The organism is Streptomyces sp. NPDC034111 (assembly GCF_055575375.1).
This window is the reverse complement of sequence record NZ_JBVIST010000001.1, coordinates 710,824-723,560: the sequence shown is the minus strand read 5'-3', so window position 1 is coordinate 723,560 and position 12,737 is coordinate 710,824. Positions and strand designations below refer to the sequence as shown.

The following is a 12,737-nucleotide window of genomic DNA, read 5'->3' as shown; positions in this document are numbered from 1 at the left end:
ACCCGCATCAGAGCTCGTTCTTCTTCTTACGGCCGCTCAGCAGGAAGCCGATGCCGGCGCCGAGGGCGAGTCCGACGCCGATGACCCACCACACATTGATGCCGCCGCCGGCCTCCTCGGCGTCCTTGGAGTCCTGGGCGTCCTTGCCGGCTGCGGCGGTGCCGGCCGGCTCGGGGCCGGTCGCGTTGAGCGCGGCCACCAGGTCGGTGCCGCCGAAGGCCCGCGGATCGGTGCCGGTGGCGTGCGCCGCGAGCACCAACTGCCCGTAGGCGGCCGGGCCGTTCTGCTCGGCCCAGGACGAGGCGTTCTTCTCCAGCCACTTCAGCGGCTTCTGCGCCGCGCCCCGGTGCCCGCCGGCCGCGAGCGCCACCACGGCATCGGCGGTGTTGCCGACATCGGGCTGCTTCTCCTGGCCCGGCATCGCGGAGGGCAGATGCTGCCCGTTCTTGTCCAGCTGTGCGACGAGGTAGGCCGCGCCGCCGGCCGCCGCCGACGCCGCACCGGCCTTCTCCTGCTCACCGTCCTTGCAGCTCAGCGGCTTGACCGGGGTGTCGGCGCGGCCGGCCGCCGGTGCGACGGCAAAGCCCTTGCCCAGCGCTCCGGTCGCGGCGGCCGCGGTGGCATCCGCGTTCGGGGCGGCACCCTTGAGCTGGAAGGTGAAGGCGCCGCGCTCGCCCTCCTTGGCGTCACAGCCCAGCAGGAAGGTGAGCAGCCCGTCGTAGGGGGTCTTGCCGCCCTTCTTCGACGTGACCGACTCCGGCTTCTCACCCGCCGCCGCGAGGGCGCCGATGACCACGGAGGTGGAGTTGGCGTCGCTGGGCGAGCCGGCCATCGAACTCCAGCCGCCGTCGTCGTTCTGCACCGACTTCAGCCACTGCACGGCCTTGCGCACGGCCTTGTCGTGCCCGCCGAGCGCGGCCAGCGCCTGCACCGCGGCGGCCGTCTGGTTCGTGTCCCGCATCGTCTTGGCGTCACAGGGCTTGCCCGGCTCGGCGCGGAATGCGGTGAACGAGCCGTCGGCGCACTGCTGCCCGGCCAGCCAGCGCACGGCCGAGGCCGCCGGCCGTATGCCCACTGTGTCCTGCGCCAGCAGGGCCAGCGACTGCCGCCAGACCCCGTCGTACTGCGGGTCCTTGGTGCCGTACAGCCCCTCGGGCAGCTTCTTGGGGGCGCCCGGGGCGGCGTCCGCGAAGGCGGCAGGGGCCGCTGCCGCGCCCAGCACCGCCGCGGCCGCCAGCGCCATGGCGGCGCGGCGCGCCAGGAAGGCGACGCGGTGCGTCGAAGGGGCCTGGGGTGCCATGGAAGCCATGGGGGCCATCGGATCGGTGCCTCTCGGGTCGGGTCGCGGCATGCTACGCAGCCGCGCTCGGCCGGCTGCCGCCCGCCGATCCTGTGCATCGGGTGCGGTGGCACCGGGCTCGGCTCCGTATACCTCGACGGTGCCGCGCACCGGTCCGTCCGTGCGGGCGGCGGTTCCGGTGGCGCGAGCCTTGGCCGTGCCTCATCGGGTGCTCCGGCTCGCACGGCCGGCTGCGCGGTCGCGCGGACGGCCGCCCTCACGGATGGGGGTGCCCCCGGGCTCGAACGAAGCCGAGAGCTTGGGGGAGGGGCAGCGCCGGATTTCCACCGGCTTCCCCCGATCAGGTACGGATGAAGTTGTCCCGCACACCTTAACCGGCACTCCTGCGGCACTCGCCCGCGCGTACGAGCCGAAGACGGCAGCCGGCCGGCGGGCGGGCGTGGCCGTACGCAGGGCCCCGTGCCCCGCCTCGGCGCTCCCCGTCTCACACCGCCCGGTACGTCGCCGGACCGGAGCCCGGCACCCGCTCCGCGTACCCCTGCTTCACCAGATGACGCAGATGTGCCTCGGCCTCCGATACGGCGATGTTCCGGGAGCCGTAAGGGATCTGTTCCCAGGGGCGGTTCCACTCCATGGCGACGGCGAGCTGCCAGGGGGTGCGTGGTTCGCGGAGCAGTGCTCTCAGTCCGGACAGCCGCTCTTCATGGTGAGCGATGAGCGCGCGCACCCGCCCCTCGGCATCGGCGAAGGCGTACTGGTGGGCGGGCAGCACCTCGGCGGGGGCGAGCCGTCCGATGCGTTCGAGGGAGTCGAGGTAGTCGCCAAGGGGATCGGTGACCGTGGTGTCGTCCGGGTCCTCGTACAGGCCGATGTGCGGGGTGATGTCCGGCAGGAGATGGTCGCCGGAGAAGAGCCGGCCGAGGCCACGGGCCGGCTGCCCCGCCACCGGGGCCCCCGCCACCGAGCCCCCCGCCGCCGGGTGCCGCTCCTCCAGATGCAGACACACATGCCCCGGTGTGTGCCCCGGTGTCCAGATGGCGCGCATCCGGCGCCCCGGCAGGTCGAGCAGCTCGCCGGGCTCGATCCCGCGGTCCGGCAGCGCGGCGCGTTGGCCGGGCAGTCTCCGCCCGCCCCCCTTGGCGCGCGCCTCCCGCAGCGGTGCCAGGTGATCGTCCGGCGCGCCCGCCGCCGTGAGCTTGGCGATCAGGTAGTCGAGCCACCGGTCCGGCGCCGCCTCACGGGTGCGGCGGACCACGGCGGTGTCCGCGGCATGCATCGCGATCCAGGCACCGGACGCCTCCCGCACCTTGGCGGAGAGGCCGTGGTGATCGGGGTGATGGTGGGTGATCAGGACACCGTGGAGGTCGCCGAGGGCGAAGCCGCAGGCGGTGATGCCCGCGACGAGCGTGTCCCAGGAATCCGGGTCGTCCCAGCCGGTGTCGATGAGCACCGGTCCGTGGTCGGTCTCCAGGAGGTGGACGAGGGTGTGGCCGAGCGGGTTGTCCGGGATGGGAACGGCGATGCTCCACACCCCGCCTCGGTGGTCGGTCACCTGCGTGGTCATCCGGTCCCCTCTCGGCGTGAACGCACCCGACCGCACGTCTCGGTGCGCATCCAACTCCGCGCACCCACAGTGCACTTGCCGTCCTGCGCCTACTGCACACACCCGCACCACCCTCACTATAACTAGAACGAGTTTCAAGACGACCGGAACTGATACCCGCGGGGAGACGGGTGCGCCCCGGCGTGACGCCCGGATTGCCCTTCACCCCATCGTAGGGATTCGGCCTGCGCCGTGGACTCCTCCCACTGGAACTGGTATCAGTTCGAGGCAGCAACATTCCTGATGCAGCGTCAGAAAAGAACGGCAGGATGGCCGGTCGGTCGGAATTCCGGGAGGCGACAGCGATGAGCGACCTCGTCGAGCACGGAAAGCTCTATATAGGCGGTGAGTTGGTCGATCCGGCCGGCCGGGACACGATCGAGGTCGTCTCCCCGCACACCGAACAGGTCATCGGCCGCGTCCCGCACGCCTCACGGGCCGATGTCGACCGTGCGGTGGCAGCGGCCCGTACGTCCTTCGCGTCCGGGGTGTGGGCGAACGCCCCGCTGGCGGACCGGATCGCGGTGGTGACCCGCATCAAGGACGCCTTCGCGGCGCGCAGCGAGGAGATCGCCAAGGTCATCAGCTCCGAGAACGGCACCCCGTACACCTCGGGCGTCATGGTGCAGTCGCTCGCCTCGGTGCTCGCATGGGACGCGGCGCTGACCGTCGCCCGCGACTTCCCCTTCGAGGAGCGGCGCTCCGGTGTGCTGGGTCCGCTCCTCGTACGGCGGGAGCCGGCCGGTGTGGTCGCGGCGGTGGTGCCGTGGAACGTCCCGCAGTTCACCGCCGCCGCCAAGCTCGCGCCCGCGCTGCTGGCCGGCTGCTCGGTGGTGCTCAAGGTGTCGCCGGAGACCCCGCTGGACGCCTATCTCCTGGCCGAGATCGCGACCGAGGCCGGACTGCCGGAGGGCGTGCTGTCGATCCTGCCGGCGGACCGGGAGGTGAGCGAGTACCTGGTCGGGCACCCGGGCGTGGACAAGGTCTCGTTCACCGGCTCGGTGGCGGCGGGCAAACGGGTCATGGAGGTCGCGGCCCGCAACCTCAGCCGGGTCACCCTGGAGCTGGGCGGCAAGTCCGCCGCGGTGATCCTGCCGGACGCGGACCTGGACGCGGCGGTGGCCGGCATCGTCCCGTTCGCCTGGATGATCAACGGCCAGGCCTGTGTGGCCCAGACCCGGATCCTGGCACCCCGCAGCCACTACGACGAGATCGCCGAGCGGTTCACCGCGGCGGCCGCCGCGCTCACCGTCGGTGACCCGCTGGATCCGGCCACCGAGGTCGGCCCGCTGGTCGCCCGCCGTCAGCAGCAGCGTTCGCTGGACTACATCGCGCTCGGACAGCGGGAAGGCGCCAAGGTGCTCACCGGCGGCGGCCGGCCCAAGGAGCAGACCACGGGCTGGTACGTCGAGCCGACCCTCTTCGGCGACGTCACCAACGCCATGCGGATCGCCCGCGAGGAGATCTTCGGCCCGGTCATCTGTCTGCTGCCGTACGAGGACGAGGCGGAGGCGGTACGGATCGCCAACGACTCCGACTACGGACTCTCCGGCTCGGTTTGGACGGCCGACGTCGACCACGGCATCGATATCGCGCGGCAGGTGCGCACCGGTACGTACTCCGTCAACACCTTCAGCATCGACATGCTCGGCCCGTTCGGCGGCTACAAGAACTCCGGCATCGGGCGGGAGTTCGGCCCCGAGGGCTTCGGTGAATACCTGGAGCACAAGATGATCCATCTGCCGGCGGGTGTCTGATGGCGGACCGCTGGCGGGTGGAGGTGGACCGGAACGTGTGCATCGGGTCGGGGATGTGCGTCGGTGCGGCGCCGGACGGCTTCCGGCTGGACACGGCCCGGCAGTCGCACCCCGTGGCGCCGGAGGCGGAGGCCGACGAGAGCGTGCTCGCGGCGGCCGAGGGGTGCCCGGTGGAGGCGATCACCCTCACCGACGCCGGCAGCGGTGCGGCGGTGTTCCCTCCGGAGGAGTGAGGCGGGACTGCCGGCGGGGCCCGGCCGGGGCTTACCTCAGCCAGGCCGGCTCCAGTGCACGCATCTCGTCCCGGTGTGCTGAGACGCTCGCGAAAAATCCCGCTGGATCACGCTCGAACAGGCCCGACAGCTCCGCGTACAAGGTGTACGCCTCATCGGACATCTCGTACGGGCAGTTGTCCGCCGAGCACTGCCACCAGTCGGGTACAGAGCTGATCAGATCACGGGCGCACTGTGGGCAGGGCCGCGGTGTTAGTGCGGCTTGCTGGTCCCGCACGGGTAGCAGATCGCCCAACCGTCCTGAGTGTTCGTCATCGGCTGCCCGCACTTGTCGCACGTCGCACGCGTCTCGTACAGATCCTTGTCGCACTGCACCGGTCCTCCACCGGGGATCGTGATTGTGCCATTGACCAATCGGTAACGGCAGGTGGCACCCGCAGAACGTCTTGACGATGCACGGCCCGGTAGCGGAATCGAGGACGACGACCCGTAGGTCGATACCACTGCCGCTCACTACGACGCCCTCCCCGCCAGCGCCGCACGGCTACGCCGGTCCGCCTCGCCGAACGTGGTGATCGTCCACCCACCGGCTTCAACGATGCGCTGCTGGAGCACCAGGCGGTGTGTGGGGTCGGTCGCCAGCCGGCCCCAGCTGTGGATCAGGCACACCACCTCGCGGCGCGCAGCCTCGGCCCGCATCAGGTCGAGCATCGCGGCCAGTTGGGGCCGCTGCGAGGTCAGTGCATCCGCGCCGCGGTCGAGCCACGGGCCACCACCTGACAGGACCCACCCCATGCCGTCCGCGTACGCGTGGCAGCCCGTCAGCCGCATGTCGAGCTCGCGACGGTTGCGGCTCGCGCACCGGTCGTAGACAAACACCAACGGGGCCATCTCGTCAGTCATCGACGGCCCTCCGCGGCGTGCCGGGCCCGCAGCCACTGACAGTCCCGGGCGAGCTGGTGCACCTGCACATGCGCCGACAGCGGCCCAGGCCCGAGGCCCTGCCGGGTCTGCCGCTCAATGCCGTCGAGCCGGGCCGTCAGCCGGTGCGCCTCGATGCTGCCTGCCCACAGCCGGCCGGCCGACTCCCGCGCCAGGGGCAGCAGGAGCGCAATGTGCCCGCGCAACTCCTCGGCCAGGTCGGCCATTGCATCGAGGTCCACCGGGCCGGATCTGAGTACGAGCGCCCGTCGGATCGTGTCGCTGATCGTCTCCGCGTCGACCGGGTGCGGCTCGGAGAGCGGCCCGGCACCTACGAGAAGGCCGACACAGTGGGCGGTTGCCTGCTCGTCTCCGTACTGTCCGACCCCGTACCCGTAGGCGGTGACGTATCGGCCATCGCCAGCGGTAACGTCCTCGCGAACAGCAGAATTCAGCGGGTTTGACACGGTGACGGCGGCGGCGTCGGTGCAGGCGACAGTGACCCCGTGCTCTCGGAGGTGCTCGGCCAGAATGGCGGCCGTGTCAGTTCTCGCGTCCATGCCTCCAGTGCACTGCGGCGCGAGCATGTGCGGTATCTGACAACCTATGACACGGACTTGATCATGGCTCTGAACATTGCAATTACCGGAACCCGGTCAACTGGGCATCACGAACTCACCTGGTATGCGGCTCTCTTCGAGCGCTACCTCGGCCCGTTCGCCACCAACGCGGCCAGCTTCCACATTGGTGGCGCAAAGGGCATTGACTCGCTCTCACTGTTGTGGCTCGCAGGGCATTCGAAAGCGTCAATCACCATCGTCGTGCCGGGCACCGTCGATCAGCAGCCTGTCGAAGCGCGGCAGGCGATCAGCCGCAGCCGGGACCGGATCACCCAGGTCATTGAACTGCAAGCCCCTGAGCTGGGGACGCCCGCCTACCACACCCGCAACAGGTACATGGTCGACCAGTCCGACATGGTGATCGGGTTCCCCCTCGACGCAGGCGAGAGCACATCCGGTACGTGGCAGACCATCAACTACGCCGCGGAGAAGCAGAAACCTCGCCTCATCGTCCCCGTGTGACCAACCGCACAGGCATCATGGGCACATGAGAGACCATGGCCGCCACCTCGGCGCAGCCACACTCAAACGGCTGCGCCGCAGCCGCGGCATGTCCCTGGCCGACACGGCCCGTGCCCTGGTCGACGTAGCCGCCCGCCTCGGACAGCCGCTCGACAGCAGTATCTCCAGCGTCCAACGGTCCGTCGCCCGGTGGGAGAGCGCCACACCCATCCTGCCGAGCACGCGGTACCAACTCCTGCTCGCCCACCTGTACGCCACCGCGCCCGACGGCGAGACATGCCTCGGCCCCGGGTCAGATTTTGCTGAGCTGCTCGACGCCTTCATGCATCTCGGCGAGAGCGAGCAGGCTGTGGACGAACTCCACCGTCTGCTGGTGCGGACCTCCACGGACGCCGGCCGAGACCTGCTCGCACTGCTGGGCCCGCAGGCGCGCACAACCCTCGCCGGGGCTCTCGCCGATCCGCGCCGGATGGACGAGGCGCTGCTCGACGCGCTGACCATCGCCATCAACGACGTGAACCGCGAGGTCGGCAGCCTGCCATTCGTGCGGCTTCAGCTGCTGCTGGCACCCGTTGTCGAGTCGTGCCGACGGCTGCTTGACAGCGAGGGGCCCGAGCCACTGCTACCAGGGTTACGGGCCGTTGCCACACAGGCATACACCCTTGCCGGTCGCCTCGCTTTCGAGACGCGCGATGACGCCGCCTCGCACAGCCTCTACGCCGCAGCCACAGACGTAGCCGGCCAGATCGGCATGCCGTGGCGCCGGGCCGTGGTGCACATGAGCCATGCGCTTGTGACCCTGTACTTGATGCCCGGCCTTGATACGGCTCGCCGCCTTGTCGATGCTGCGGTTCGCGATGCCCGCGCCGGGCAGAGCGTCACTGTCCGGGCCCGCGCGCACGCCCTTCAGGCTGAGATCACTGCCCGGGCCGGCGGGGAGCACGCGGAGCGGCAGGCACGCTCAGCTTTGGCCCTCGCCTGGTACGACCTCGACGGTGACCGCGCCGGCGACCCTTCTACGTCCTCGTTCACCCCCGCTCATCTGCGGGGATTCGAGGGAGTCGCGTCCCTGTACGCGGGGGACGCCGCTGCCGCGCATGACGAATTCGCGCGGTCGGCGGCGGCTCTCACCCGGCCACGTGAGCAGGTGCAACGGGCGATCGTCACCTCTGACCAGGCGCTCGCCTGTGTCCGTCTCGACGACCCGCAGTCAGCGGCGACCCTGCTGCATGACTGCGTCGATGCCGCGTCGGCGACCGGGGGACGAGTCGCCACGATCCGGCTACGGCGGGCCCGCCGAGAACTGCGACCTTGGCGCCGCGAAGACTGGGTGGCAGACCTCGACGATCACATCGTCGAGTCTCTGGGAGCTTAGATGTCCGACCCGGGCTCATTGCCAGAGCCCGCTCGTACGATGCGGTCCCGTAGGGGGCCGGAAGGCCCCTTGCGGGCCAACTGCCCGAGGAAGGGCGGGGGTTAACGCCTAACGCCTACGGCTGACGCTCAACGCTTCGGGGAACGTCCCGTGTCCGGCGCCGTGAGGTCGATCAGGCGGCACACCGTTTCGATGTCGATCTTGACCTGGGCGATCGAGGCGCGGCCCGACAGCCAGGTGATCAGGGCCGAGTGCCAGGTGTGCTCGATGACCCGGACCGCGGACAGCTGCTCCGGGGTGGGCGGGCCGTCCAGCCTCATGGCGTCGAGGATGATCGCCGTCGTCAGCCGGGAGACGGTGTCCACCTCCGGGCTCACCGAACGGTCGGCGAAGGTCAGCGCGCGCACCATCGCATCCGCGAGATGCGGTTCGCGCTGGAGGGCGCGGAACGCCCGCATCAGGGTCTGGGCGACCCGGGCGCCCGGGTCCTCTTCCGACGGCGGACGCTTGCGCAGCGTCTCGTGCATGTGCTGGAGCTGGTCCTGCATGGTGGCGACCAGCAGATGCACCTTGGAGGGGAAGTAGCGGTAGAGGGTGCCCAGCGCGACGCCCGAGGACTCGGCGACCTCGCGCATCTGCACGGCGTCGAAGCCGCCACGGGACGCCAGCTTGGCGCTGGTGTGCAGGATGCGGCGACGCCGGGCCTCCTGACGCTCCGTCAGGGGAGGACTCGCGGGAAGTGCCGGCTTGGCCGCCTTGGATTCCGTAGTCATATTTCCCATTCCGTGGCATTCCGTCCGCGATGCGATGAGTGCCGGTGGTGTGATCGGCACAGCATGGCAGGGGGGCGGGTGGTGGCGCGAATCACCTGGTGCGGCTCTTTTCGCATCTGTCCTGGCCGGTACATTCGAGGCTCGGTGAACTGATCAGTAGCCCAGCAGTTCTGAAACTTGTTCTAGATTACCGCCAGCGGTTACGCTCCGGCGAAAGTCCAGTGAGAAGGGGGCCGAGCGTGACCGCAGAGGCCGTCCAGGCAGCCGCGCCTCGCCTCGCAGAGGCCTCCTCGGCCGCCGCCCCGACGAACGGTGAGGGCCCCCTGAGCATCGCGATGCTCACGTATAAGGGAAACCCGTTCTGCGGCGGTCAGGGCGTCTATGTACGCCACCTCTCACGCGAACTGGCCCGCCTCGGCCACACCGTCGAGGTCATCGGCGCCCAGCCCTACCCCGTCCTCGACGAGGGCGTGACCCTCACCGAGCTGCCCAGCCTGGACCTCTACCGCCAGCCGGACCCGTTCCGTACGCCGAAGCGCGGTGAGTACCGCGACTGGATCGACGCCCTGGAGGTCGCCACGATGTGGACCGGCGGCTTCCCCGAGCCGCTGACCTTCTCGCTGCGCGCCCGGCGCCATCTCGCCGCCCACCGCGGCCGGTTCGACGTCGTCCACGACAACCAGACCCTCGGCTACGGCCTGCTCGGCGGCCCCGGCGCGCTCGGCGCCGCGCTGGTCACCACGATCCACCACCCCATCACCGTCGACCGCCGGCTCGACCTGGCCGCCGCGCACGACTGGAAGCGCCGCGCCTCGGTCCGCCGCTGGTACGGCTTCACACGGATGCAGAAGCGGGTCGCCCGCCGGCTGCCCTCCGTACTGACCGTCTCCGGCTCCTCCCGCCAGGAGATCGTCGACGACCTCGGCGTGCACCCCGGCCGGGTCCATGTCGTCCCCATCGGCGCCGACACCGACCTCTTCTCGCCGGATCCCTCGGTCCCCGAGGTCCCGGGCCGGATCGTCACCACCTCCAGCGCCGACGTACCGCTCAAGGGCCTGATCCACCTCGTCGAGGCGCTCGCCAAGGTACGCACCGAGAACCCCGACGCCCATCTGGTGGTCGTCGGCAAGCGCGCCGACGACGGGCCGGTCGCCGCCGCCATCGACCGGCTCGGGCTGGCCGGCGCCATCGAGTTCGTCAAGGGCATCAGCGACCCCGAACTCGTCGACCTGGTCCGCAGCGCCCAGATCGCCTGCGTCCCCTCCCTCTACGAGGGCTTCTCGCTGCCCGCCGCCGAGGCGATGGCCACCGGCACCCCGCTGCTGGCCACCACCGGCGGCGCGATCCCCGAGGTCGCGGGCCCGGACGGCGAGACCTGTCTCGCGGTGCCGCCGGGCGACGCCGGTGCGCTGGCGGGCGGACTGCTCCGGCTCCTGGGCGACGAGGCGCTGCGCCGCCGGCTCGGCGCGGCCGGCCGGGAGCGCGTGCTGGCCCGCTTCACCTGGCGGCAGGCCGCCCTCGGCACCGCCGAGCGCTACCGCGAGGCGATCGCCCTCCAGGGCGCCCGGACCGCCGCCCGCACCCTGCGCACCTAGCCTCCCCCCCCCGCCCACCGCGCTGCGCAGCCACCACTGCCCCCGCCACTGCCACCACCGCCACCACACCGCCGGACGAAAGCAGAACCCCGTGCTGACCGTCGACTTTTCCCGTTTCCCGCTCGCCCCGGGCGATCGCGTGCTCGACCTGGGCTGCGGCGCCGGCCGGCACGCCTTCGAGTGCTACCGGCGCGGCGCGCAGGTCGTCGCCCTCGACCAGAACGGCGAGGAGATCCGCGAGGTCGCCAAGTGGTTCGCCGCGATGGAGGAGGCAGGTGAGGCCCCGGCGGGCGCCTCCGCCACCGCCATGGAGGGCGATGCGCTCAACCTGCCGTTCCCCGACGACAGCTTCGACGTCGTGATCATCTCCGAGGTGATGGAGCACATCCCGGACGACAAGGGCGTGCTCGCCGAGATGGTGCGGGTGCTGCGCCCCGGCGGCCGGATCGCCGTCACGGTGCCCCGTTACGGCCCCGAGAAGATCTGCTGGGCGCTCAGCGACGCCTACCACGAGGTCGAGGGCGGCCATATCCGCATCTACCGCGGTGACGAACTGCTCGGCAAGATGCGGGAGGCCGGCCTGGAGCCGTACGGCACGCACCATGCGCACGGGCTGCACAGCCCCTACTGGTGGCTCAAGTGCGCCTTCGGGGTGGGCAGGGACGGTAAAGACGCCGCGCTGCCGGTGCAGGCGTACCACAAGCTGCTGGTCTGGGACATCATGAAGAAGCCGCTGGCCACCCGGCTCGCCGAGCGGGCGCTCAACCCCGTGATCGGCAAGAGCTTCGTCGTCTACGCGACCAAGCCGCATCTGCCGGGGGCCCCGGCCGCCGACGAGGCGAGCGCGCCCGCCGAGGCCGCGAAGCCGGCGGCCGAGCCCGCCGCCCGGGCCCGGAAGGCCGCCAAGCCCGCCGCCGCCAAGTCCGGTGCCGCCAAGGCCTCTTCCGCCAAGACCTCTTCCGCGAAGACCTCTGCCGGGGCCGCCAAGTGACGAGTCCCGGGCGTACCGAACGGCTCGTCCTGCCAGGGGTGCTCACCGCCGAACAGGCGGCCCGTACGGTCGCCGGCATCCTGGCGACCCAGCGCGAGGACGGCGCGATCCCCTGGTTCCGCGGTCACCACCTCGACCCGTGGGACCACACCGAGGCCGCCATGGCCCTGGACGCGGCCGGCGAACACGAGCGTGCGGAGGCCGCGTACGACTGGCTGGTGCGGCATCAGAACCCGGACGGGTCCTGGTACGCGGCCTACGCCGACGGTGACGCCGAGGCGCCCACCGACCGCGGCCGGGAGACCAACTTCTGCGCCTACATCGCGGTCGGCGTCTGGCACCACTACCTGTCCACCGGCGACGAGGCCTTCCTCGACCGGATGTGGCCGGCGGTCTACGCGGCCATCGAGTACGTCCTGGAGCTCCAGCAGCCCGGCGGCGAGATCGGCTGGAAGCGCGAGGACGACGGCACCCCCGTCAACGACGCGCTGCTGACCGGCTCGTCCTCCATCTACCAGGCGCTGCGCTGTGCGCTCGCCCTCGCCGACCAGCGCGAGGAGCCGCAGCCGGACTGGGAGCTGGCCGTCGGCCGCCTCGGCCACGCCATACGCAGCCACCCCGAGCGGTTCCTGGACAAGTCCCGCTACTCCATGGACTGGTACTACCCGGTCCTGGGCGGCGCGGTCCGTGGCGCGGCGGCCAGGGAGCGCATCGACGCCGAGTGGGAGCAGTTCGTGGTGCCCGGCCTGGGGGTGCGCTGTGTGCTGCCCAACCCGTGGGTCACCGGCGGTGAGAGCGCCGAACTGGCCCTCGCGCTGTGGGCGATGGGGGAGTCCGAGCGGGCCGTACAGATCCTCAAGTGGATGCAGCATCTGCGCGCCGAGGACGGCATGTACTGGACCGGCTACGTCTTCGACGACGACGCCGTCTGGCCCCGCGAACTCACCTCCTGGACGGCCGGTTCGCTGCTGCTGGCGGTCGCGGCGGTGGGCGGCGACGAGGCCACCACGTCTGTCTTCGGCGGCGAGCGGCTGCCGAGCGGGCTGGCCCCGGACTGCTGCCGGCAGGCGGGCCTGTAGGGGGCCAGGGGCCGGCCCGGCAGGCGGG

At 71.1% G+C, this 12,737-nt stretch carries 12 protein-coding genes; 7 read left to right on the top strand and 5 right to left on the bottom strand.

The genetic code is table 11. From position 1 onward, the window contains the following. Positions 1–7 precede the first annotated feature (7 nt). The gene (locus tag ACZ55A_RS03240) at positions 8–1,318 is read right to left on the bottom strand and encodes a prenyltransferase/squalene oxidase repeat-containing protein (RefSeq protein ID WP_468832336.1); all 1,311 of its coding nucleotides are present in this window, start codon (positions 1,316–1,318) and stop codon (positions 8–10) included. Between the two features lie 466 nt (positions 1,319–1,784). Then, positions 1,785–2,864: an MBL fold metallo-hydrolase gene (locus ACZ55A_RS03235; protein WP_468832333.1), complete on the bottom strand. Its 1,080-nt coding sequence runs from the start codon at positions 2,862–2,864 to the stop codon at positions 1,785–1,787. A 344-nt stretch (positions 2,865–3,208) separates the two neighbouring features. Between ACZ55A_RS03235 and ACZ55A_RS03230 the strand changes: the two genes are divergently transcribed. Together ACZ55A_RS03230 and ACZ55A_RS03225 are read left to right on the top strand one after the other, a co-directional pair. Continuing rightward, on the top strand, positions 3,209–4,660 hold the full coding sequence (locus ACZ55A_RS03230; protein ID WP_468832329.1) for an aldehyde dehydrogenase: 1,452 nt from the start codon (positions 3,209–3,211) through the stop codon (positions 4,658–4,660). Then, positions 4,660–4,893 carry a ferredoxin gene (locus tag ACZ55A_RS03225; RefSeq protein WP_468832326.1) on the top strand — a complete coding sequence of 78 codons (234 nt, stop codon included), beginning with the start codon at positions 4,660–4,662 and terminating at the stop codon, positions 4,891–4,893. The genes ACZ55A_RS03230 and ACZ55A_RS03225 overlap by 1 nt, the downstream gene beginning before the upstream one ends. 513 nt (positions 4,894–5,406) lie before the next feature. Here the strand turns inward: ACZ55A_RS03225 and ACZ55A_RS03220 are convergent. Next, complete coding sequence (locus tag ACZ55A_RS03220) at positions 5,407–5,796, bottom strand: recombinase family protein (protein ID WP_468832323.1); 390 nt, start codon at positions 5,794–5,796, stop codon at positions 5,407–5,409. Then, entirely contained in the window at positions 5,793–6,374 is a 582-nt protein-coding gene (locus ACZ55A_RS03215; RefSeq protein ID WP_468832320.1) for a DUF6415 family natural product biosynthesis protein, read from the bottom strand. Before ACZ55A_RS03215 ends, ACZ55A_RS03220 begins: the two co-directional genes overlap by 4 nt. Before the next feature lie 63 nt (positions 6,375–6,437). Here ACZ55A_RS03215 and ACZ55A_RS03210 point away from each other — a divergent pair, with 63 nt between their 5' ends. Both ACZ55A_RS03210 and ACZ55A_RS03205 read left to right on the top strand, forming a co-directional pair. After that, positions 6,438–6,896, top strand: coding sequence for a DNA-processing protein DprA (locus tag ACZ55A_RS03210; RefSeq protein WP_468832316.1), 459 nt, complete (start codon positions 6,438–6,440; stop codon positions 6,894–6,896). A 25-nt stretch (positions 6,897–6,921) separates the two neighbouring features. Continuing rightward, a complete protein-coding gene (locus tag ACZ55A_RS03205) occupies positions 6,922–8,271 on the top strand; it encodes a hypothetical protein (RefSeq protein WP_468832312.1) in 1,350 nt (449 codons plus the stop codon). Positions 8,272–8,399: 128 nt separating this feature from the next. On the opposite strand, the gene ACZ55A_RS03200 is transcribed toward ACZ55A_RS03205, so the two are convergent. Further along, a complete protein-coding gene (locus ACZ55A_RS03200) occupies positions 8,400–9,044 on the bottom strand; it encodes a TetR family transcriptional regulator (RefSeq protein WP_468832307.1) in 645 nt (214 codons plus the stop codon). Positions 9,045–9,283: 239 nt separating this feature from the next. On the opposite strand from ACZ55A_RS03200, the gene ACZ55A_RS03195 reads away from it, so the two are divergent. The 3 genes from ACZ55A_RS03195 (at position 9,284) to ACZ55A_RS03185 (ending at position 12,709) form a co-directional block, all read left to right on the top strand. Further along, positions 9,284–10,639, top strand: coding sequence for a glycosyltransferase family 4 protein (locus ACZ55A_RS03195; RefSeq protein ID WP_468832303.1), 1,356 nt, complete (start codon positions 9,284–9,286; stop codon positions 10,637–10,639). Positions 10,640–10,730: 91 nt separating this feature from the next. Then, a complete protein-coding gene (locus ACZ55A_RS03190) occupies positions 10,731–11,630 on the top strand; it encodes a class I SAM-dependent methyltransferase (RefSeq protein ID WP_468832299.1) in 900 nt (299 codons plus the stop codon). Further along, positions 11,627–12,709, top strand: a complete 1,083-nt coding sequence (locus ACZ55A_RS03185; RefSeq protein ID WP_468832295.1) for a prenyltransferase/squalene oxidase repeat-containing protein — start codon at positions 11,627–11,629, stop codon at positions 12,707–12,709. Before ACZ55A_RS03190 ends, ACZ55A_RS03185 begins: the two co-directional genes overlap by 4 nt. Positions 12,710–12,737 lie beyond the last annotated feature (28 nt).